This window comes from Streptomyces sp. NPDC002520, from assembly GCF_053595235.1.
On the sequence record NZ_JBSFXG010000017.1, the window covers coordinates 141,283 to 162,874 of the forward strand.

Below are 21,592 nucleotides of genomic sequence, written 5' to 3' on the forward strand. Positions count from 1 at the left end.
GAGTCAACAAGTCATGCGCAAGGGATTGACGACCTTACTGACAGGCAGTCTCATAAGAGGCGGACGACGTACCCCCGGGTAACGAGGTGAGAGAGTCATGACGACCCTGACGGAAGCGGACGCGCTCGACGGGCTGCGCGACGCGCTCGGTCTGCTCAAGGACCGCGAGCAGGTGGCCGAGCGACTGCTCGTCTCTTCCGCCAAGCACTCCTTCGACCCGGACAAGGAGCTGGACTGGGACGCGCCCTTCGAGGAGGGCAAGTGGTTCTGGCCGCCGGAGCTGGTCTCGCTGTACGGCACCCCGATGTGGAAGCGGATGAGCGAGGAGCAGCAGATCCGGCTCTCCCAGCACGAGGCGGCCGCGCTGGCCTCGCTCGGCATCTGGTTCGAGCTGATCCTGATGCAGCTGCTCGTCCGGCACATCTACGACAAGGCGGCGACGAGCGCGCACGTGCGGTACGCGCTCACCGAGATCGAGGACGAGTGCCGACACTCCAAGATGTTCGCCCGCGTGATCTCGCGCGGCGGAACCCCCTGGTACCCGGTGAGCCGGGCCCACCAGAACCTCGGCCGGCTCTTCAAGACCGTCTCCACCACCCCCGGTTCCTTCACCGCCACGCTGCTCGGCGAGGAGGTGCTGGACTGGATGCAGCGGCTGACCTTCCCGGACGAGCGCGTCCAGCCGCTGATCCGCGGGGTCACGCGCATCCACGTGGTCGAGGAGGCCCGGCACGTCCGCTACGCCCGCGAGGAGCTGCGCCGCCAGATGGTCACGGCTCCCAAGTGGTCGCAGGAGTTCACGCGGGTCACGTCCGGCGAGTTCGCGCGGGTGTTCTCCATCGCCTTCATCAACCCGGAGGTGTACACGAACGTCGGCCTCGACAAGCGGGAGGCCATGGCGCAGGTCAAGGCCAGCGGGCACCGGCGCGAGGTCATGCAGACCGGCGCCAGGCGGCTGACCGACTTCCTGGACGAGATCGGGGTGCTGCGGGGCGTCGGCCGGCGCCTGTGGAAGTCCTCGGGGCTGCTGGCCTGACGCCCGGCCCGGAGCGCACGCCTCACAGATGGGCGAGGATCTGGCGCACGGGGTGGCCGAGGGCGTCGGCGATCCGGGTCAGTTCGCCGTCCGTCAGCCACGCCCGGTCCGGGTAGAGGACCTCGATCCGGAATCTCGCGAACCCCATCGGCCAGTCGTAGACCAGGTCGTTCAGCGAGATTCCGGCGCCGCAGCAGGGAACGGTGACGTCCAGCGTGGCGAAGCCGTCCTCGAAACGCTCGGTGATGGCCTCGCCCAGCCAGCTCCCGGTGTACAGGTCCGCGCCGCAGCGAGGGCAGGCGACCCGCTCCAGATTCGCGAAGCAGTGGACCACCTCCACGGTGTCGTGCCACCGCGCCTTGAGACCCTGTCGCCCCTGCTCGGAGAGCATCCCGGCCAGGGCGGCGGCGGCTCGGTCCGCCGCCGCGCGCTCCGGTTGCCAGTACGGGTCCTGCGGGATCACGATCAGCCAGTTGTCGCTCATCCCCCACCTCCGTCCGTCACGGTAGCGCCGGCCCGGTTACGCTGCGGAACATGACCCCGCAGGCCGCCACCCCCGCCTACCGTCGCCTCAGTGTCGAGGAGCGGCGGCGCCAGCTGCTCGACACGGCGCTCTCGCTCTTCGCGCACCGCGCCCCGGAGGACGTGTCGCTGGACGATGTGGCGGAGGCGGCCGGGGTGTCGCGGCCGCTGGTGTACCGGTACTTCCCCGGCGGCAAGCAGCAGCTGTACGAGGCCGCGCTCGGGTCGGCCGCCGACGCGCTCCAGAAGTGCTTCGACGAGCCCCGCAAGGGCCCCCTGCTGCCCCGGCTGTCCCGGGCGCTGGACCGGTATCTGGCCTTCGTGGACGAGCACGACACGGGGTTCAGCGCGCTGCTCCAGGGCGGCAGCGTGGTGGAGACCTCGCGGACCACGGCCATCGTCGATGGGGTGCGCCGGGCCGCCGCCGAGCACATCTACCGTCACCTCGGCGTCGCCGAACCGGGCCCGCGGCTGCGCATGACCGTCCGGATGTGGATCACGGCGGTGGAGGCGTCGTCCCTGATCTGGCTCGACGAGGGCAAGCGGCCCCCGGTGGAGGAGCTGCGGGACTGGCTGGTCGAGCAGTTCGTGGCGGTCCTCATGGTGACCGCCGCCCGGGACTCGCAGACGGCCGCCCTCGGCGGCGTGCTCACCGACTCCGGCCGGGACTGACGCCGTGAAGAGCCAGAACACCCCCTTCGAGGGCGGCCCCATGGACGGACGGGTACTGCCCGTGCTGGTCGGCCCGACCGGTCACCCCCCGAAGACGTACCGCATCCCCGTCCCGGATGCTGCCGGCGGCCCGCCCACCGTGCTCGTCTACCGTCGCGTGCCGCGCGGGCACAGCAAGAAGCTGGGGCTGGTGCTGGGCTGGAAGTACGAGTACGACCCCGAGGGCGAGCGCCCCGGCGACCGGATCCGCTGGCCGTGGTCCAAGCCGGCGCCCCGGCCGCAGAGCGGTCCGGACAACACGCCGTCCGGCAAGCCGGACGACGCGACCGGGTGACTTCGCTGGGCCGAACCGCGCACACGGAGGGTAGAAATCACTTCACAACGTCTGATTATCACCGTGCGGAAGCGAACGGAGGGTCCGTCCGCCCCCGCACCGGAGGTGATGACGTGTCAGGAGTGCTTCTGCGCCTGGCCAGTGCGGCCGCCGTCGCGGCCCAGACAGTCCTCGTGGCGCCCGCGCCGGCGGTCGCCGTACCCGAACCGCAGCGGCCGGTCTCCAAGCTGCTGACGGACCTTCAGAGCCTGTACCGGCAGACCGAGCAGGCCACCGAGACCTACAACGCCACTGCGGAGAAGCTCGCGAGGCAGCGGGCCGAGGTGAACCGACTGGACGGCGAACTGGCCCGCGCCCGGCTCGCGTTGCAGGACAGCCAGGGCGACGCCGGACGGCTGGCCCGGCAGCAGTACCAGAACAACTCCGACTTCTCCCCCTACCTACGTCTGCTCCTCGCCCGGGACCCGCAGCAGGCGCTCGACGAGGGCCACGTCATCGGACGGCTGGCCGACGAGCGTGCCAGGACGGTGGACCGGCTCACCGGCGCGGAACAGCGGAAGGACGCGCTCGCCAGGACGGCCCGCAAGGCCCTGGACACCGAGCAGGCCCTCGCCGGCAAGCAGCGCAAGGCACGTGACGACGTGCAGGGCAGGCTGGCCGACGTCGAACGGCTCCTCGCCTCCCTCACCCCCGAACAGCTCGGCGCGGTGGCCCAGCTGGAACAGGACGGCGTCGCGACCGCGCAGCGCAAGCTCACGACCTCGGGCGCGCTCGGCCCCGACCGCCCCGCCACCACCGAGGGCAACCTGGCGGTCCGCTACGCCATGGCCCAGCTCGGCAAGCCCTACCAGTGGGGGGCCACCGGCCCCGCGTCCTACGACTGCTCCGGCCTGACCTCGCAGGCCTGGGACCGCGCGGGCACCCCGATCCCCCGCACCAGCCAGGAACAGTGGGCCCGGCTGACGAGGATCCCCCTGAACGAGCTGCGCCCCGGCGACCTGGTCGTCTACTTCCCCGACGCCACCCACGTGGCGATGTACGTCGGGGACGGCAAGGTCGTCCAGGCCCCGCGGGCCGGCGAGCCCGTCAAGATCTCCCCGATCGGGGCCAACCCCGTCCTGGGCGCGGTCAGGCCCGACGCCGACGCCAGGACCGACACCCCGGGGGCGCGGGGCTCCGCTTGATCTGCGGCTCCGCCGCGATGGAGGTCCCCCCGCGCTGGGGGTCCCTCCCGCTCGAGCGAAGCCGAGAGTGGGGGAGAAGCCGAGAGTGGGGGAGAAGCCGAGAGTGGGGGAGAAGCCGAGAGTGGGGGAGCGAGCAACCACAACGGACCCGCAGCCGCGGTCGGCCCCGCACCCCGACTGCGACTAGGCCCCGGTCACCGAGGCCAGGTACGCGCCGGTCTTCTCCGGGTCGTAGAAGAAGTTCTCGAAGTCCGAGGGATCGTTGAACCCGTTGGCGAAACGGTCCGCCACCGGCTGGAGCTGCCCGGCCGCGCCGATCAGGTTCAGGACGTGCTCGGGCGGCGGCGCCAGCATCGCGTTCGTCCACTTGGTGACGTGCTGGGCCGTGGCCCAGTAGCGGTCGAACGTGGCCCGCATCCACTCCTCGTCGAACGGCTTGTCCTCCCGCTCGAGAATCGAGGAGAGGTACGCGGCCGCACACTTGGACGCGGAGTTGGAGCCCTGCCCGGTGATCGGGTCGTTGGCGACGACCACGTCGGCCACGCCGAGGACCAGACCGCCGGAGGGCAGCCGGCCGACGGGGTTGCGCACGGTCGGCGCGTACCGGCCGGCCAGCGTGCCGCCGGCGTCCGTCAGCTCGACCTTGGTGGACCGCGCGTACTCCCACGGAAGGAACTTCTCCATGAGTTCCAGGGTCAGGGAGAGGTGCTGCGCCGGGTCCTTGACGCCGCCGAAGACGTCGACGGGGCCGCCGGGTACGCCCTCCCAGAACAGGATGTCGGCACGGCCGGAGGTGGTCAGGGTCGGCATGACGAACAGCTCGCCGACGCCGGGGACCAGGTTGCAGCGGACCGCGTCGAACTCCGGGTGCTCCGGGCGCGGGCCCATGCCGTGCACGTACGCCACCGCGAGGGCGCGCTGCGGCTCGGTGTACGGGGAACGCTCGGGGTCACGGGCGAACATGGACACCAGCTCGCCCTTGCCGGCCGCGACGAGGACGAGGTCGTAGGTGCGGGAGAAGTAGTCGAGGTCGCCGACGGCCGCGCCGTGGATGACCAGCTGGCCGCCGCGCTGGGCGAAGGTCTCCATCCAGCCGGCCATCTTGACCCGCTGGTCGACCGACTGCGCGTACCCGTCCAGCTTGCCCACCCAGTCGATCGCCCGCTGGGTGGGGCCGGGGTCGTACGAGCCGGGGGCCGCGACCGAGACGCCGAGTCCTTCGATCTTCGGGGCCTGGGACTCCCAGAAGTTCAGCTGGAGATCACGCTCGTGCTGCAGCGCCGTGTCGAACATGCACTGCGTCGACATGACCCGGCCGGAGCGGATCTCGTCCGCGGTCCGGTTCGACATCAGGGTGACCTCGTAGCCGTGCGACTGCAGGCCGAGGGCGAGCTGGAGACCGGACTGACCGGCTCCGACGACGAGTATCTTCCGCATGCGGGTGGTGGCTCCTAGTTCGGGACTACTCGGGGGTTTCGTCCAGCGCGTGGCCCACCAGGGCCAGGAGGGTCTCGATCACCGAGATCCGGCGCCGCGCATCCATGATCATGACAGGGATGTGCGGGGGTATCGTCAGCGCCTCCCGTACGTCCTCCGGCTCGAACCGCTCGCTGCCGTCGAAGTGGTTGACCGCGACGACGTACGGCAGTCCGCAGCTCTCGAAGTAGTCCAGCGCCGGGAAGCTGTCCTTCAGCCGGCGGGTGTCGGCCAGGACGACGGCGCCGATCGCGCCGCGCACCAGGTCGTCCCACATGAACCAGAACCGCTGCTGCCCCGGGGTGCCGAACAGGTAGAGGACGAGGTCGTCGTCGAGCGTGAGACGACCGAAGTCCATGGCGACCGTGGTGGTCAGCTTGTCGGGCGTGTCCGACAGGTCGTCGGTGTCCTCGCTGGCCTGGGTCATCAGCGCCTCGGTCTGCAGAGGCGTGATCTCCGAGGCGGCGGTGACCAGCGTGGTCTTGCCGACGCCGAAGCCGCCCGCCACCACGATCTTCGTGGCGACGGGAGCCCTGGTGCGGTCCGTCTGCCAGGACTTCAGGTCCTCGTCGGGTTCGGCGAACCGGTCGACGAGGGGGGCGCCTCCGAGGGAGGCGGTGGCGTCAGAGACGGCGGAGTCCACTCAGCACCCTTTCCAGCAGAGCGCGGTCCGGGCGGCCGGTGCCGTGACCGGTTCCGGTGCCGTACACACGGATCTTTCCCTGGTCCGCGAGGTCGCTGAGCAGGACCCGGACCACGCCGAGCGGCATCTTCAGCAGCGCGGCGATCTCTGCCACCGTACGCATACGGCGGCAGAGTTCGACGATGGCCCGCATCTCCGGCATGACCCGGGTGGTGAGGGAGCCGTTCGTCAGTTCCTTGCGCTCCTCGGGGGCTTCGAGCGCCGCTGTGCTGGCCACGAACGTCTCCACGAGGAGGACGTGACCGAAGCGGGTACGGCCGCCGGTGAGCGAGTAGGGGCGGACGCGGGCGGGCTTTCGGTCGCCGCCGCGCATCGGGAGCTGGGTCTTGTTGGGTGTGCCGCTCATCGGAGACTCCCCGTCGACTCGTCTTCCAGGGATTTACGCAACTCGCTGCGGAGTTCGGGGGTCAGGACGTGTCCGGCACGGCCGACGAAGAGGGCCATGTGGTACGCCACCACGCTCATGTCGCACTCGGCGGAGCCGTGCACGCCGAGCAGCGAGCCGTCGCTGATCGCCATCACGAACAGGCTGCCCTCGTCCATGGCGACCATGGTGTGCTTGGTCCCGCCGTACTCCATCAGCTTGGCGGCGCCGAGGGTGAGGCTGCCGATGCCGGAGACGATGGTGGCGAGGTCGGCGGAGGAGCCTCGCGGTCCCTTCACCGGGCTGCTGTCGCCGGACTCCTCCATGGCGGTCTCCCCGCGCGAGTGGGTCCGAGCGTGAGGGAGGGCGGGGTCCGAGGACAGCAGGAGCAGTCCGTCGGAGGAGACGACCGCGACGGACTGGATGCCGGGCACCTCCTCGACCAGGTTGGTCAGCAGCCAGTGCAGGTTGCGGGCTTCCTTGCTCAGTCCGTAGGTACTGGGCGTGGTCAACTGCTTGCCTCCTCGGCTGAGCCCCCCGTGCTGTGTTCGGTGTGCGCCGTGATCTCTGCCTCCACGTCGCGGTAGCCGGCCTGTGCGCCCTGGCGGAAGCCGCCCAGTCTGCGGCGCAGCGCCTCGGCGTCCACCGAGCCGCTCCGCTGGCGCGGGGTGTGGGCCAGTGCGGTGATCTTGGGTGTGCGCTTGGGGAGGCCCTTGCTGGTGAGCACGTCGGCCTGTGGCTCGTCGGCGGTCACCGCCTCGGCTTCGCCTTCGGCGTCTTCGTTCCCACCCGCGCGACCCGTGGGGGTCTGGTCGTCGCGTGCGGGTGGCCCCTGCGGGGGTTCCTCGCCGTCGGCGAGCGCGCGTGCGCGGGATGCGCGCGGCATCGCGGATGCCCCGGGAACGTCGGGTGTCCCGGGGTCCGCCGCGACGTCCGGGAGCAGCAGCTCCATCGTCGTCTCGGCGAGGCTCTCGGGGAAGGTCTCCGCCGGCTCCTTCGGCCGGGTCGGCGACTGCGCGGCGCTCGGCTGCGCCGCGTCCGCCCGGGTGTGCGTCTCCACGGACCCGAACTCGGACCCGGACTCGGGCCCCGGATCCGGCTCGGCCCGCGGCCCGGTCCGCGCGTCGGCCAGCTCCGTCTCGCGTACCGCCCGCTCCGCCAGCGCCACCAGCGGGTCCTTGTCCTTGGCGCGGGCGTGCAGGACGTTGGAGTTGGCCTCGGCGTCGGCGCCGGGCAGGGAGAAGGTCTGCGTGGTGTCGGAGGAGGTGACCGGGGGCGGGACCGCGACGGCCGGGGCCTCGGCGAGCAGGACCCGGGACAGCACGACGACCGCGGCCACCCCGCCCTGCTTCTGCTCGCGCAGCTGGACGCGGACGCCGTGGCGGTGGGCGAGGCGGGCGACGACGTAGAGGCCGAGGCCCAGGCCGTCCTTGCCCTCCTCGTCGTACGGCGACTCGGGGTCGAAGCCGACGAGGCGGGAGTTGAGGCGGTCCAGGCGGTCGGAGGTCATGCCGATGCCCTCGTCCTGGACCGAGAGCATCACCTCGCCGCTCTCCAGCAGCCAGCCGGAGACCTCGACGGGCAGGTCCGGCGGGGAGAACGAGGTGGCGTTCTCCATGAGTTCGGCGAGCAGGTGGGACAGGTCGTCGGCGGCGAAGCCCGCAATGTGGGCGTGCGGGGGCAGGGCCGCGATGCGGACGCGTTCGTAGCGCTCGATCTCGCTGACCGCCGCGCGGACCACGTCGACCAGCGGGACGGTGCCGTGGTGCTGCTGGACGTGCTCGGTGCCGGAGAGGACCAGGAGGTTCTCGCTGTGCCGGCGCATGACCGTCGCGAAGTGGTCCAGCTTGAAGAGCGTGGCGAGCCGCTCGGGGTCCTGCTCGCGCTCCTCCAGGGCCTCGATGACCGCCAGTTGACGCTCGACCAGGCCCAGCGTGCGCAGGGCGAGGTTGACGAACGTGCCGCCGATGCTGGTGCGCAGCCGCTCCAGCTGGGCGGCGGACTCGGCGAGTTCGGTGCGCAGGTCCTCGCGGGCGTCGGCCATCCTCTGCCGCTGGCCGACCAGGTGCTTGCGGTCGGTCTCCAGCGTGCCGACCCGCTCGTGCAGGGTGACGGCGTGCGCGTGCAGGGCGTTGACCGAGCGGACGACCTGGGCGAACTCGTCGTTGCGGCCGGTGAAGGCGATCGGGTCCTGGGCCGCGGGGTCCTGGGACTCGGCCAGCCGGGCCGAGCCGCGGCGCAGGACCGACAGGGGGCGGGTCAGGGTGCGGGCCATGGCGGTGGCGACGCCGACGGCGACCAGCATCAGGACACCGAGGACGGCGACACGGATCTCCAGGGCGGTGACGTCGTCGTCCCGGAGCTTCGCCAGATCCTTGGTGCGGTGGTCGTAGAGGGCCGCCTCCGTGCCGCGCATCAGGTCGACGCGTGCGGACAGGGCCGCGTCCAGCCTCTTGGCGCTGGTGGTCAGCTCGCTGTCGGTGAGGGTGGGCTGGTCGGTGAGGGCGGCGAGGTACTTGTCGGCGGAGTTGACCTCGGCGCCGGTGACCGTGGAGTCGTAGGAGTCGACGGCCGATCGCGGCGCGTCGGCGCGGAAGCCGGCGAGATCCGCGTCGGCGCGCAGCCGGGCCAGCTGGGCGGCGGCGGTGAGCGCGTCGCGCCGCTTGCGGTCGGCGTCGGTGGCGGTGCTGATCGTGGTGGGCAGGCCGGTGACCGGGCTGATCACGGTCTGCTGGGTGGACGGGACGCTGAGCGCGGCCAGCAGCAGGCCGCGGGCGGCGGCGGACTGCTGGACGGCGGAGTCCAGTTCGGCGAGCGCGTGGGCGCCGGAGCCGGCCCGCGAGGGCATCTGCTCGGCCAGCTGCTCGGCGAGCCGGTGCAGTGCGCTGATGGTGGCCGAGTACGCCTGGTGGGTCTCCAGGGCGTCCGTCGTGCCGGTGAGGGCGGCGCGGCGGACGGCCGCGATGCCGTCGAGGCCGGTGCGCAGCGCGGCCGGGGTGTCGGTGTCGGCGCGCAGGTCCTCGACCTGGCGGTCGACCCGGGCGCTGCGCTGCTCCGACGGGGCCTTGGACTTGGGGCGGCCGGCCGCGACGTAGGAGGTGACCTCGTCGCGTTCGTCGGCCAGGGAATGGGCGAGCGTGAGCGCGTCCTGGGTGCGGGCGGCCAGCGTGACCAGCCCCTGGGAGTCGCTTACGTCCCCGGAGGCCGTGAGCAGCGCGGGGGCGCCTGCTCCGGCGATGGCCGCGGCCACCACGGCCACGGCGACGATCAACCGGGTGCGCACGTGTGTGGGGCGGCCGGTGCCCACGGGGGTCCGCTCGGCGGCCCCCTCGGGAGCCGACTGCCTGCCTGTGCGCCGAGGCCGCTTCATCTGCACCGGTGCTCGCATTCCTGAACTCGTCTACCCAGGGCCCCGGATGGCGCCCCGTGGTCTCGGTGCCAAGTGGTGCGTACACCCGGTTCGTACGGTTCCCGACCCTCCCAGCGCCGGTGGGCGGTGGTCGCGCATCACCCGACCCGCCACCCGAAGGAGTGAACATCGGAGGGGAGTTGGCGGGCAAGTTCCTCCGGCGCGTTCGGCACCGCTGCGCGGCGGGCCGGTTGGACGCGCGGGGCAGGCTTTGGCAATATTCGCCGCCACGGGTTTCCGTAGCGTGCCATATGACCCCAAACCAGGCGCGTGACCTGCGCGGTCATGCCAATTCGGGCGCGGTTGCCGGTCTTTGGCGGAGTCTGTGAAGGGCTCGTGCAGACTGGCCGAATGCGAACCGATCTCGTTTCGGAACCCGGCGACGCCTCCCGCCCCAACGAGGACTTCGCCGGTGTCGGACTACCCGCCTCCGGTCAGGGCGGTTGCGTGATCTTGCTGGACGGAGTGACGCCGCCGCGGGACGGCACGGGGTGTCTGCATTCCGTCCCCTGGTTCACCGCGCGCCTCGGCGGCGCACTGACCGAACTGACCGTTTCCGCCCGAGATCTGACGCTCCCGGAGATTCTTGCGCGCGCGATCACGCGTACCTCGGACGCCCACGCCCACACCTGTGACCTTTCTCACCCGCGCACGCCTCAGGCGACGGTCGTCCTGACCCGCTGGTCAGCCGAGACCGTGGAGTACCTGGTCCTGTCCGACTCCGCCCTGCTGCTGCGCGCGCCGGACGGCACGGTCACCCCGGTCCTGGACGACCGGCTCGCCCGTCTGCCCCGCTCGGCCCTCGCCACGGACGCGCTGATCGACGCCGCGCTGCGCAACAAGGAGGGCGGCTTCTTCACGGCCGCCGCCGACCCCTCGGTCGCCGCCCGCGCGGTCGCCGGCACCGTGCCCCGCTCCGAGGTCCGGGCGCTGGCGGCGCTGACGGACGGCGCCACCCGCTGGACGGAGAAGTTCCACGAGGGCGACTGGACGGCCCTGCTCGACCTCGTGGCGAAGGAGGGCGCGCACGCCCTGGTCGACCGGGTGCGGGAGCTGGAGGAGGCGGACCGCGAGGAGCGGGCGTTCCTGAGGCGCGGCAAGACGCACGACGACGCGTCGGTGGTGTACGTGGAGCTGTGAGCGCCCGAGTGGTGTACCCGGGGAGCCGCGAGCGCCCGAGTGGTGTACCCGGGGAGCCGCGAGCGCCCGGGTGGCGTCCCCGGGAGCCGTGGGCGCCCTGGCAGCGGTCCGGGGAGCCGTGCCGGAGCCGGGCTACCTCTCCATGACCCCGTTCAACTGGTTGAGCAGCCGGGCCAGTTCGGACACCTCTCGGCGGTCCCAGTGGGCGAGCTGGCTGACGTAGCGGGCGCGGCGGGCCTCGCGGACCCGGCCGACGCGGCCGCGGCCCTCGTCGGTGAGGGTGATCAGCCAGGCGCGGCCGTCTGCCGGGTCGGGCTCGCGGGCCACCAGGCCCAGCTCCTCCAGGGCGCGCAGCTGGCGGGACATGGTGGCCTTGCCGACGCCGATGTAGGCGGCGAGTTCGGTGGCGCGCTGGCCGCCGAGTTCGTCGAGCCGGATGAGCAGGCCGTACGCGGAGGACTCCAGGTCGGGGTGGACCTCGCGGGCCATCTCGCCCTGGTTCGCCCGGGCGCGCCGGAACAGCACCGTCAACTCCCGCTCCAGTGCCAGGAATTCCTGGTCGACGCAACTGGGCGTCACCTCGGCGGCGACGCCCAGTACGTCGCCGTTCGCGTGCTCGTGCACGTCACCACCCCTGATCGGTTTCGCGATCCTGAAAGTTTCCGTCAAACCCCGTCATTGCCGCAGCTCCGCCAGTATTTCGCAGGCGTAGACCAACGGCAGCCACCGGACCCCCTTCCCTTCCCACTATCTACGTGCGTAGCTTTTTTACGAAGCCACAAATGGCATGCCCACGCCAGTGGGCCGCTCGGTCACCACACGGTCCCCCCACCTCTTCCCGGAGGAACGTCATGCCCGTGCACAGACCCGGCTCCATCCGCTCCATCCGCCCGCGTCCGCTCGCCGTCCTCGTCACGGCCCTGCTCGCGGCACTGTCCCTCACGCTCCCGCTCACCACGGCCCGGGCCGCGACCACCCCCGCTCGCGGCTCCGCCCACATGGGCATGGGCGTCCTGGCCCACGACGGCCAGGACGGCACCCCCACCTCCGGTGACGCCACCCAGACCGAGGGTGTCGACGTCTCCGGCTACCAGGGCAACGTCGCCTGGAGCACGCTGTGGAACAGCGGGGTCCGCTGGGCCTACACCAAGGCCACGGAGGGCACGTACTACACGAACGCGTACTTCGCGCAGCAGTACAACGGCTCGTACAACGTCGGCATGATCCGCGGCGCGTACCACTTCGCGACCCCGGACACCACGAGCGGTGCCACCCAGGCCAACTACTTCGTGGACCACGGCGGCGGCTGGTCCGGCGACGGCAAGACGCTGCCCGGCGCGCTCGACATCGAGTGGAACCCGTACGGCGCCGCCTGCTACGGCAAGACGCAGAGCGCGATGGTCACCTGGATCCGCGACTTCCTCAACACCTACAAGGCGCGCACCGGCCGGGACGCCGTGATCTACACGGCCACCAGCTGGTGGACCCAGTGCACCGGCAACTACGGCGGCTTCGCGGTGAACAACCCGCTGTGGATCGCCCGCTACGCCTCGGACCCGGGCACGCTGCCGGCGGGCTGGTCGTACTACACGATGTGGCAGTACACCTCGTCCGGACCGACGGTCGGGGACCACGACAAGTTCAACGGGGCGCTGGACCGGGTGCAGGCACTGGCCAACGGCTGACCCCGAAGCGTGCGGATACGGCGGCCGCCCCTCGGGACGGCCGCCGTCTTCGTGCGCGGGCGGGGGACTCGTCCGTCGGCGGGGGCTCGTCCGCGGAGGGCCGTTCTCGTCCTCCGGAGGGGGCGTGGCGCGGTCCGTCGGCGGGGCGTTTCGTCCTCCGGAAGGGGGCGTGGCGCGGTCCGTCGGCGGGGCGTTCTCGTCCGTCGGCGGGTGCCGTTCGTGCTGCGTTGGTGCTCCGCGCCGGCCGGGATCATGCTGGTCAGGAGAGCCTGCCGAGCAAGGGCGAGATGAGCGGCGATGGAGCGACAGTCGACGTACACGGCCACGGCCACCATCGATGAGCAGGGCATCCTGACCGGCTGGAGCGAGGGCGCCCAGCGGCTGCTCGGCTACGAGCCCTCGGCGGTGATCGGACGGCCGGCCACCGGACTGCTCGCCGCGGAGCGCGGCGCGGCCCATGGGGAACTGGCCGGGAAGGAGCGCTGGAACGGCACCGTGCCGCTGCGGCACCGGGACGGCCGGCGCCTGGACCTCGGTCTCCTCGCGCACCGCCGTACGTCGGACACCGGCTCCACCGACTGGCTGGTGGTCACCGCCGTACCGGCCCGCCCGCGTCCGCCCGAGGGGGTGCCGCTGGAGGAATGGGCCTTCCTGCAGTCCCCTTTCCCGCTCGGCATCTTCGACACCGACCTGCGACTGATGCGCGCCAACCGCCGCCTGGAGCGCGCGCTGTCCCTGTCCGAGGCGGCGATCCGCGGGCTGCGGCTGACCCACATCGTGCCCGGCGCCACCGGTGAGGAGACCGACCGGGCGATGCGCCGGGTGCTGGACACCGGCCGGCCGCAGGAGGTGGCGGCCCTGCTCGGCCCGGACGCCGGCGGGCCCACCGTCCTCACCCCGCTGAAGGACCCCGACGGCCACGTCCGCGCCGTCTGCCTGGCCGCGCACCAGCGCGCCCGGGGACCCACCGCCGGACGGCATCCCGCACCGGGCGGGACCGAGCCGCACACTTCCGCCGACCTGCACCACACCCACCGGTACTCGCGGGCAGCGGGCACAGACCTGTCCCTCCGGCGCAGCCTCCCCCCGCACCCGCTGCCCGACCAGGTCGCGCTGGAGATCGCCACCCGCTATCTGCCCGCCACGACCGGGGCCGGGGTGGGCGCTGACTGGTTCGACGTGATTCCGCTGTCCGGAGCGCGGGTCGCCCTGGTGGTCGGCGACGTCGTCGGGCACGGGAACCACGCCTCCGCCATCATGGGCCGGCTGCGCACCGCGGTACGCACCCTCGCCGACGTGGACCTGCCCGCCGACGAGTTGCTCACCCACCTCGACGACCTCGTGCTGCGCCTGGCGGCCGACGAGGGCGCCGCGGACCCGGCCGGCGAGACCGCCGGCGGCATCGGCACCACCTGTCTGTACGCGGTCTACGACCCGGTCACGCGCCAGTGCGCCGCGGCCCGGGCCGGTTCACCACCGCCCGTCGTCGTCCCCCCGGACGGCGGGGCCCGGTTTCTCGACGTGCCCGCCGGTCCGCCGCTGGGGCTCGGCGCGCTCCCCTTCGAGGCCTTCGAGGCCGAGCTGCCCGAGGGCAGCCTGCTCGCCCTCTACACCGACGGGCTGCTGGAGGCCCGCGACCACGACATCGACGAGGCGCTGGACAAGCTGTTCGCCACGCTCGCGCGCCCCGCGCCGACCCTGGAAGCCGTCTGCGACCGAGTCCTCGACGAACTGCTCAGCCACGGTCCCGAGGACGACATCGCCCTGCTGGTCGTCCGCACCCGGGCGCTGCACCCCGGCCGGGTCGCCACCTGGGAGCTGGACAGCACCCCCAGCGTCGTCGCCCGCGTCCGCAAGCAGACCGACGAGCAGCTCTCCGCCTGGGGGCTGGACGAGGCGGCCTTCAGCACCGAGCTGATCGTGAGCGAGCTGGTCACCAACGCCATCCGCTACGGCCGGCCGCCCATCCGGCTCCGGCTCATCCACCAGGACTCCACCCTGATCTGCGAGGTCTACGACTCCAGTGGTTCGACCCCGCACATGCGGCGCGCCCGGATGTTCGACGAGGGCGGCCGGGGCCTGCTCCTCGTCGCCCAGCTCGCCGCCCGCTGGGGCACCCGGCACGACCGGATCGGCAAGACGGTGTGGGCGGAGCAGAAACTGGGCGTGGAATGACGGCTGCCCCGCCGCAGGGGTGCGGCGGGGCAGCGGGTTCGTACGTCGTTCTCCTGTGGCGTCAGGCGGTGTTCACCTGTGGCGTCACGCGGCTACCGGAACCTCCGGCGTCGCACCGTTCGTGGCGGGCGCGAGCGCCAGTTCCAGCACCTGCCGCACATCCGTCACCGGGTGCACGTCCAGCTTGTCCAGCACCTCCGCCGGGACGTCGTCCAGGTCGGCCTCGTTGCGCTTCGGGATGATCACGGTGGTCACCCCGGCGCGGTGCGCGGCGAGCAGCTTCTGCTTGACGCCGCCGATGGGCAGCACCCGGCCGGTCAGCGAGACCTCACCCGTCATCGCCACGTCCGTGCGGACCAGCCGTCCGGACAGCAGGCTCGCGAGGGCCGTGGTCATCGTGATGCCCGCGCTCGGACCGTCCTTCGGAACCGCGCCCGCCGGGAAGTGGATGTGCACACCCCGGTCCTTCAGGTCGGCCACCGGAAGTTCCAGTTCGGCGCCGTGGCTGCGCAGGAAGCTCAGCGCGATCTGCGCCGACTCCTTCATCACGTCGCCGAGCTGGCCGGTCAGGGTCAGACCCGCCGCGCCCGTCTCCGGGTCGGCGAGGGACGCCTCCACGTAGAGGACGTCGCCGCCGGCGCCGGTGACCGCGAGGCCGGTCGCCACACCCGGGACGGCCGTACGCCGCTCGGCCGGGTCCTGGGCGGACTCGGGCACGTGGTGCGGGCGCCCGATCAGACCGCGCAGGTCCTCGTCGCGGACGGTGAACGGCAGTTCCCGCTCGCCGAGTTCGTGCTTGGCCGCGATCTTGCGCAGCAGCCGCGCGACGGACCGCTCCAGGGTGCGCACGCCCGCCTCGCGGGTGTACTCGCCCGCGAGCTTGCGCAGCGCGCTCTCGTCGATCGTGACCTCGTCCTTGTTCAGGCCGGCCCGCTCCAGCTGGCGCGGGAGCAGGTGGTCACGGGCGATGACGACCTTCTCGTCCTCGGTGTAGCCGTCCAGGCGGACGATCTCCATTCGGTCGGCGAGCGCCTCCGGGATGGCCTCCAGGACGTTGGCGGTGGCCAGGAAGACCACGTCCGACAGGTCGAGTTCGACCTCCAGGTAGTGGTCCCGGAAGGTGTGGTTCTGCGCCGGGTCGAGGACCTCCAGCAGGGCCGCCGCCGGGTCGCCCCGGAAGTCGGATCCCACCTTGTCGATCTCGTCCAGCAGGACCACCGGGTTCATGGACCCGGCCTCCTTGATGGCGCGCACGATCCGGCCGGGCAGCGCGCCGACGTACGTACGCCGGTGGCCGCGGATCTCGGCCTCGTCGCGGACGCCGCCGAGGGCGACGCGGACGAACTTGCGGCCCATCGCGTGCGCGACGGACTCGCCGAGGCTGGTCTTGCCGACGCCGGGCGGGCCGACGAGCGCGAGCACGGCACCGCCGCGCCGCCCGCCGATCACGCCCAGGCCGCGCTCACCGCGCCGCTTGCGCACGGCCAGGTACTCGGTGATGCGCTCCTTCACGTCCTCCAGGCCGGCGTGCTCGGCGTCCAGGATCGCCTTGGCGCCCTGGATGTCGTACTCATCCTCGGTCCGCTCGTTCCACGGCAGCTCCAGGACGGTGTCCAGCCAGGTGCGGATCCAGGAGCCCTCCGGGGACTGGTCGCTGGACCGCTCCAGCTTGTCGACCTCCTTGAGGGCGGCCTCGCGGACCTTCTCCGGCAGGTCGGCGGCCTCCACACGGGTGCGGTAGTCGTCGGACTCCTCGGCCGAGTCCTTGGAGCTGTCGCCGTTCAGCTCGCGCAGTTCCTTGCGGACCGCTTCCAGCTGGCGTCGCAGCAGGAACTCGCGCTGCTGCTTGTCGACGCCCTCCTGGACGTCCTTGGCAATGGTCTCGGCCACGTCCTGCTCGGCGAGATGGTCGCGGAGCGCTTGCGTGGCGAGCTTGAGGCGGGCCACCGGGTCGGCGGTCTCCAGCAGTTCGACCTTCTGCTCGGTGGTCAGGAAGGGCGAGTAACCGGAGTTGTCGGCGAGCGCGGAGACGTCTTCGATGGCCTGGACCCGGTCCACGACCTGCCAGGCGCCGCGCTTCTTCAGCCAGGTGGTGGCGAGCGCCTTGTATTCCTTGACGAGCTCCGTGACCTGGCCGGGCACCGGCTCGGGCACGTTCTCCTCGACGCGGGCGCCCTCGACCCACAGCGCCGCACCCGGGCCGGTGGTCCCGGCGCCGATGCGCACGCGCGAGCGCCCGCGGATCAGCGCACCCGGGTCTCCGTCGGCCAGCCGGCCGACCTGCTCGACCGTGCCGAGCACACCGGTCTTGGCGTACGTGCCGTCGATACGCGGCACCAGCAGCACCTTGGGCTTGCCGGGCTCGGACCGCGCGGCGGCCTGGGCGGCCTCCACCGCGGCGCGTACCTCGGCGTCGCTCAGGTCCAGCGGGACCACCATGCCGGGCAGTACCACCTCGTCATCGAGCGGCAGCACAGGCAGGACGAGCGTGAACGCCGTGGACTCATCAGCCATGATCTCCCCTTTGGCAGTCAACTTGAGCTATGCAGGCTCAATGCGTAGGGCACCGCCGATGTTCCCGAGTTGGCGTTCGCTGTGAGCGATCAGGCGGTCACCCTGGTGTTTCTGCTGGTGGGGGGACCAGTCGCCCTCAGTCGGAAAGTGACCGCATGTTCCAGCGGCGCACGAGCGGCCAGGCGGCGACGCCGATCGTCAGGGCGATCAGGTGGCCCCAGTTGGTCATGGGGTCCTCGAAGTCGATCAGGTCACCGAGGAGCATGGCGCCGAAGAGGGAGAGCAGGGGCCAGCGCGCCCAGGGGGTGAGCAGGCCGGCCAGGGCGCCGATGCTGGCGGCGACGCCGAAGCTGATGCCGTAGTCGAGGCGGTGCAGCGAGGTGGCCGGGAGGTGGCCGGCCAGCACGGCCAGACCGACCGGGACCTCGGTCGCGAGGGTGGCCAGGACATGCCCGGCCAGGAACACACCGGCCGCCCGCAGACCGCCTATGCGCCGCTCCAGCGCGGTCAGCACCAGTACGAACGCGGCCGCGTACGGCGAGACGACCCCGCCCGCGACCCACAGCGCGCTCGCCACCAGCACCAGCGCGGGACTGTGCATCAGGTGGGCCACGTCGGTACTGGAGTCCTGGTACAGCGCGTGCACCAGCCCGGGTTCGGCCACGGCGGCGACGAGCGAGGTGAGGGCGAGGACGACCACGTAGCCGAAGGTGAACGGGGTGGCGACGGGGGTCGGGAGCAGACGCGCCGGCCACGGGCGACGGACCGACGGCACCCGGAGCGGCGCGGCGCCCTCAGCCGCAGCGGCCGCCTCCACTGCCGCCTCCGGCATCACCGCGCGCTGCCTGGGCATCCCGCCGAGGAGCCCCGCACCCTCGGCGAACACCGAATCGGAGGCGAAGGCCGGGCCGGAGACGAAGGCCGCGTCAGAGGTCAACGCCGGGCCGGAGACGAAAGCCGCACCGGAGGTGCAGGCCAGGTCGGAGGTCAAGGCCGGATTAGAGGCGAAGGCCGCGTCAGAGGTCAACGCCGGGCCAGAGACGAAAGCCGCGCCGGAGGTGCAGGCCAGGTCGGAGGTCAAGGCCGGACCAGAGGCGAAGGCCGCGTCAGAGGTCAACGCCCGGCCGGAGACGAAAGCCGCCTCAGAGGTCAACGCCGGGCCGGAGACGAAAGCCGCGCCGGAGGTGCAGGCCAGGTCGGAGGTCAAGGACCGGCCGGAGGCGAAGGCCGGGTCGAAGGCGAAGGCCGGGTCGGCGGAGAAGGTCGGGTCGGGGAGGGGCGCGGCCGAGGGGGGTGGGGGTGTGGCCGTCGTGGGGCCCGTCGCGGTCCGTTCCACGGTGAGGCGCTCCTTCCGTCGCGCCCCACCCTTCGCGTCGGGTGCACCGGTGTCTATGACCGACGCCACGCGGGAGCGGATTCACAACATTCCCAGAAGCCTCCGCCGCGTCCGCCGGTCCGCACGGCAGGACCCGCCACACAGGGGCCCCGTGTCCCACGAACGGGCCAGCACACCCCCGGCCGCCTGCCCGCCATCCGTAATTCCCGTGAACGCCGCGCCCGGTTCGAGCAGGATGGCCGCATGACTGCCGTGTACGACACCCCTGTGGTCCTGGACCGGCGCGACGGCCCGTACGGCGAGGTGGTGCTGCGCAGACACGGGCATTTGCTGCAGATCATCGCCAACGGCTGCTTCCTGATGGACACGTCCGACGGCCGCTCGGAGCGCCTGCTGATCGACGCCGCGAGGGACGCGCTGGACGCCCGCCCGGCGCCGAACGTGCTGATCGGAGGGCTGGGCGTGGGATTCTCGCTCGCACACGCGGCCGCCGACCCGCGCTGGGGGCGCATCACCGTGGTGGAACGGGAACCCGCCGTCATCGACTGGCATCGCCGGGGTCCTCTGTCCGAGGTGTCCCGCGGGGCGTTGACCGACCCGCGCACCGAGATCGTCGAAGCGGACCTGATCGCTTACGTCAATGAGACTTCGGACACGTTCGACGCCTTGTGTCTCGACATCGACAACGGCCCTGCCTGGACCGTCACGGAGGGCAACGACAGCCTGTACGCACCGGCCGGACTCGCCTCCTGCGCAAGGGTGTTGAGCCCTGGCGGGGTACTGGCTGTATGGTCGGCCGAGCCCTCTCCGGAATTTGAAGGAACCATGCGGAATGCCGGGTTCCAACAGGTGCGTACCGAAGAAGTGCCCGTTGCCCGGGGCGTTCCGGACGCGGTCCACCTTGCCGTCCGCCCTGGATAGCGACGGAACGGTCAGTCACCGTAGGGTGCATCCCTGACGCGGATCATTCAAGCGTCAATAGCAGTCATGGGATCACCCCACGGATTCCGGAAAGCAACATAGGCAACAGGGGCGGGCGATGGAGCAGACACACACCTCCCAGACCGGCGCGGCGACGACCACTCCGGGAGCGCAGCGTCGAGTGCTGGTCGTCGAGGACGATCCCACGATCGTCGACGCCATCGCGGCCCGGCTCCGCGCCGAGGGATTCCTCGTGCAAACCGCGGCCGACGGTCCGGCAGCGGTCGACACGGCCCAGGCCTGGCAGCCCGACCTGCTGATCCTCGACATCATGCTGCCCGGCTTCGACGGCCTGGAGGTCTGCCGGCGCGTGCAGGCCCAGCGCCCGGTGCCGGTGATGATGCTGACCGCGCGGGACGACGAGACCGACATGCTGGTCGGCCTCGGGGTCGGCGCCGACGACTACATGACCAAGCCGTTCTCCATGCGGGAACTGGCCGCGCGGGTGCACGTCCTGCTGCGCCGGGTGGAGCGGGCCGCGCTCGCCGCCGCCACGCCGCGCTCGGGCATCCTGCGCCTCGGCGAGCTGGAGATCGACCACGCACAGCGCCGGGTGCGGGTGAAGTCCGAGGACGTCCACCTGACGCCCACCGAGTTCGACCTGCTGGTGTGCCTGGCCAACACCCCGCGCGCGGTGCTCTCCCGGGAGCAGCTGCTGGCCGAGGTGTGGGACTGGGCGGACGCCTCCGGCACCCGGACCGTCGACAGCCACATCAAGGCGCTGCGCCGGAAGATCGGCGCCGAGCGGATCCGCACGGTGCACGGCGTCGGATACGCGCTGGAGACGCCGACGCCATGAGCGACGGGCGAGAAGCCGCACGAAGAAACCCAGGGACCTTCGGTGAGGACCCCTGGGGCGGTGTACGCCCGTTCTCGATCAAGACCAAGCTGGGCGCTCTGGTCGTCATCGCGGTGCTGATCACCACCGGTCTGTCGATCGTCGCGGTGCACACCAAGACGGAACTGCGCTTCATCACGGTCTTCTCGATGATCGCCACTCTGCTGATCACGCAGTTCGTGGCGCAGTCGCTCACCGCGCCGCTGGACGAGATGAACGCGGTCGCCCGCTCCATCTCGCACGGCGACTACACGCGCCGGGTGCGCGAGAACCGCCGGGACGAGCTGGGTGACCTGGCCCAGACGATCAACGTCATGGCGGACGAGCTGGAGGCCCAGGACCAGCAGCGCAAGGAACTGGTGGCGAACGTCTCGCACGAGCTGCGCACGCCCATCGCGGGGCTGCGCGCGGTGCTGGAGAACATCGTCGACGGGGTCACCGAGGCCGACCCCGAGACCATGCGCACGGCCCTGAAGCAGACCGAGCGCCTCGGCCGGCTGCTGGAGACGCTGCTGGACCTCTCCCGGCTGGACAACGGCGTCGTACCGCTCAAGACGCGCCGTTTCGAGGTGTGGCCGTACCTGTCCGGCGTGCTGAAGGAGGCCAACATGGTCGCCTCCGCGCGCGCGGGCATCGCCTCCGGCTCGGGCAGCCACACGCGCACGGACGTCCATCTGCACCTCGACGTCTCCCCGCCGGAGCTGACCGCGCACGCGGATCCCGAGCGCATCCACCAGGTCGTCGCGAACCTGATCGACAACGCGGTGAAGCACAGCCCGCCGCACGGCCGGGTGACGGTGCGGGCGCGGTGCGGGGCCCAGCCGGAGTCGCTGGAGCTCGAGGTCCTGGACGAGGGTCCCGGAATTCCCAGGTCGGAGTGGCACCGGGTGTTCGAGCGGTTCAACCGCGGTGTGGTGACCCGACCGCACGGTCCGGGCAGCGACGGCGGCACCGGACTCGGTCTGGCGATCGCCCGCTGGGCGGTGGATCTGCACGGCGGCCGGATCGGTGTGGCCGAATCCGAGCGGGGCTGCCGGATCATCGTCACTCTCCCGGGACTGTCCTCCGTCCCAAGTTGACGTAAAGTTCGAACCGGAAGCCCAAGATCCATCTGTGTCCGCGCAGCCGGACACGTGTGATCAGGGGCGGGCCCGGGACGCCGTCGCGCCGGGCCCCGTTCGGCGATCCCGCACCCCCTCCTCCACATGCGGAACCACGCTTGT

General features: G+C 71.8%; 19 protein-coding genes. 10 read left to right on the top strand and 9 right to left on the bottom strand.

What is annotated here, in order from left to right; all coding sequences use genetic code 11:
• Positions 1–97: 97 nt before the first annotated feature.
• Complete coding sequence (locus tag ACWD5D_RS24045; protein WP_451374787.1) at positions 98–1,036, top strand: AurF N-oxygenase family protein; 939 nt, start codon at positions 98–100, stop codon at positions 1,034–1,036.
• Positions 1,037–1,058: 22 nt separating this feature from the next.
• Here ACWD5D_RS24045 and ACWD5D_RS24050 read toward each other — a convergent pair whose 3' ends face one another.
• Positions 1,059–1,520 carry a hypothetical protein gene (locus ACWD5D_RS24050; protein ID WP_451374788.1) on the bottom strand — a complete coding sequence of 154 codons (462 nt, stop codon included), beginning with the start codon at positions 1,518–1,520 and terminating at the stop codon, positions 1,059–1,061.
• Positions 1,521–1,570: 50 nt separating this feature from the next.
• Between ACWD5D_RS24050 and ACWD5D_RS24055 the strand changes: the two genes are divergently transcribed.
• The 3 genes from ACWD5D_RS24055 to ACWD5D_RS24065 all read left to right on the top strand — a co-directional run bounded on the left by ACWD5D_RS24055 (position 1,571) and on the right by ACWD5D_RS24065 (position 3,748).
• Entirely contained in the window at positions 1,571–2,230 is a 660-nt protein-coding gene (locus ACWD5D_RS24055; RefSeq protein ID WP_451374789.1) for a TetR/AcrR family transcriptional regulator, read from the top strand.
• A 4-nt stretch (positions 2,231–2,234) separates the two neighbouring features.
• Positions 2,235–2,564, top strand: coding sequence for a hypothetical protein (locus ACWD5D_RS24060; protein ID WP_451374790.1), 330 nt, complete (start codon positions 2,235–2,237; stop codon positions 2,562–2,564).
• Positions 2,565–2,677: 113 nt separating this feature from the next.
• On the top strand, positions 2,678–3,748 hold the full coding sequence (locus ACWD5D_RS24065; protein ID WP_451374791.1) for an NlpC/P60 family protein: 1,071 nt from the start codon (positions 2,678–2,680) through the stop codon (positions 3,746–3,748).
• Between the two features lie 183 nt (positions 3,749–3,931).
• Here ACWD5D_RS24065 and ACWD5D_RS24070 read toward each other — a convergent pair whose 3' ends face one another.
• From ACWD5D_RS24070 to ACWD5D_RS24090, 5 genes are read right to left on the bottom strand one after another with little or no spacing between them, the layout of a single operon-like run.
• Positions 3,932–5,185 carry a styrene monooxygenase/indole monooxygenase family protein gene (locus ACWD5D_RS24070; protein WP_451374792.1) on the bottom strand — a complete coding sequence of 418 codons (1,254 nt, stop codon included), beginning with the start codon at positions 5,183–5,185 and terminating at the stop codon, positions 3,932–3,934.
• Positions 5,186–5,210: 25 nt separating this feature from the next.
• On the bottom strand, positions 5,211–5,867 hold the full coding sequence (locus ACWD5D_RS24075) for a GTP-binding protein (protein WP_451374793.1): 657 nt from the start codon (positions 5,865–5,867) through the stop codon (positions 5,211–5,213).
• Positions 5,848–6,273, bottom strand: coding sequence for a DUF742 domain-containing protein (locus ACWD5D_RS24080; protein ID WP_451374794.1), 426 nt, complete (start codon positions 6,271–6,273; stop codon positions 5,848–5,850). The genes ACWD5D_RS24075 and ACWD5D_RS24080 overlap by 20 nt, the downstream gene beginning before the upstream one ends.
• Positions 6,270–6,803, bottom strand: coding sequence for a roadblock/LC7 domain-containing protein (locus tag ACWD5D_RS24085; RefSeq protein ID WP_451374795.1), 534 nt, complete (start codon positions 6,801–6,803; stop codon positions 6,270–6,272). The genes ACWD5D_RS24080 and ACWD5D_RS24085 overlap by 4 nt, the downstream gene beginning before the upstream one ends.
• Positions 6,800–9,667, bottom strand: a complete 2,868-nt coding sequence (locus ACWD5D_RS24090; protein WP_451374796.1) for a nitrate- and nitrite sensing domain-containing protein — start codon at positions 9,665–9,667, stop codon at positions 6,800–6,802. Before ACWD5D_RS24090 ends, ACWD5D_RS24085 begins: the two co-directional genes overlap by 4 nt.
• Positions 9,668–10,051: 384 nt before the next feature.
• On the opposite strand from ACWD5D_RS24090, the gene ACWD5D_RS24095 reads away from it, so the two are divergent.
• Positions 10,052–10,840, top strand: coding sequence for a hypothetical protein (locus tag ACWD5D_RS24095; RefSeq protein ID WP_451374797.1), 789 nt, complete (start codon positions 10,052–10,054; stop codon positions 10,838–10,840).
• A gap of 132 nt (positions 10,841–10,972) precedes the next feature.
• Here the strand turns inward: ACWD5D_RS24095 and ACWD5D_RS24100 are convergent, their stop codons facing one another.
• The gene (locus ACWD5D_RS24100) at positions 10,973–11,464 is read right to left on the bottom strand and encodes a MarR family winged helix-turn-helix transcriptional regulator (protein ID WP_451374798.1); all 492 of its coding nucleotides are present in this window, start codon (positions 11,462–11,464) and stop codon (positions 10,973–10,975) included.
• 227 nt (positions 11,465–11,691) lie between these two features.
• Here ACWD5D_RS24100 and ACWD5D_RS24105 point away from each other — a divergent pair, with 227 nt between their 5' ends.
• On the top strand, positions 11,692–12,525 hold the full coding sequence (locus ACWD5D_RS24105; protein WP_451374799.1) for a lysozyme: 834 nt from the start codon (positions 11,692–11,694) through the stop codon (positions 12,523–12,525).
• Positions 12,526–12,822: 297 nt separating this feature from the next.
• Positions 12,823–14,700: a SpoIIE family protein phosphatase gene (locus ACWD5D_RS24110; RefSeq protein WP_451374800.1), complete on the top strand. Its 1,878-nt coding sequence runs from the start codon at positions 12,823–12,825 to the stop codon at positions 14,698–14,700.
• Positions 14,701–14,784: 84 nt separating this feature from the next.
• On the opposite strand, the gene lon is transcribed toward ACWD5D_RS24110, so the two are convergent.
• Together lon and ACWD5D_RS24120 are read right to left on the bottom strand one after the other, a co-directional pair.
• Positions 14,785–17,214, bottom strand: coding sequence for an endopeptidase La (gene lon / locus ACWD5D_RS24115; RefSeq protein ID WP_451374801.1), 2,430 nt, complete (start codon positions 17,212–17,214; stop codon positions 14,785–14,787).
• 136 nt (positions 17,215–17,350) lie between these two features.
• Positions 17,351–18,067, bottom strand: a complete 717-nt coding sequence (locus ACWD5D_RS24120) for a rhomboid-like protein (RefSeq protein ID WP_451374827.1) — start codon at positions 18,065–18,067, stop codon at positions 17,351–17,353.
• 726 nt (positions 18,068–18,793) lie between these two features.
• Here ACWD5D_RS24120 and ACWD5D_RS24125 point away from each other — a divergent pair.
• From ACWD5D_RS24125 to ACWD5D_RS24135, 3 genes are all read left to right on the top strand, one after another.
• Entirely contained in the window at positions 18,794–19,471 is a 678-nt protein-coding gene (locus ACWD5D_RS24125) for a spermine/spermidine synthase domain-containing protein (protein ID WP_451374802.1), read from the top strand.
• A 118-nt stretch (positions 19,472–19,589) separates the two neighbouring features.
• Positions 19,590–20,330 (top strand): response regulator transcription factor, encoded by a 741-nt coding sequence (locus tag ACWD5D_RS24130; RefSeq protein WP_451374803.1) that lies wholly within the window; start codon positions 19,590–19,592, stop codon positions 20,328–20,330.
• Positions 20,327–21,448: a HAMP domain-containing sensor histidine kinase gene (locus ACWD5D_RS24135; protein ID WP_451374804.1), complete on the top strand. Its 1,122-nt coding sequence runs from the start codon at positions 20,327–20,329 to the stop codon at positions 21,446–21,448. Before ACWD5D_RS24130 ends, ACWD5D_RS24135 begins: the two co-directional genes overlap by 4 nt.
• The last annotated feature ends 144 nt before the right edge of the window (positions 21,449–21,592 follow it).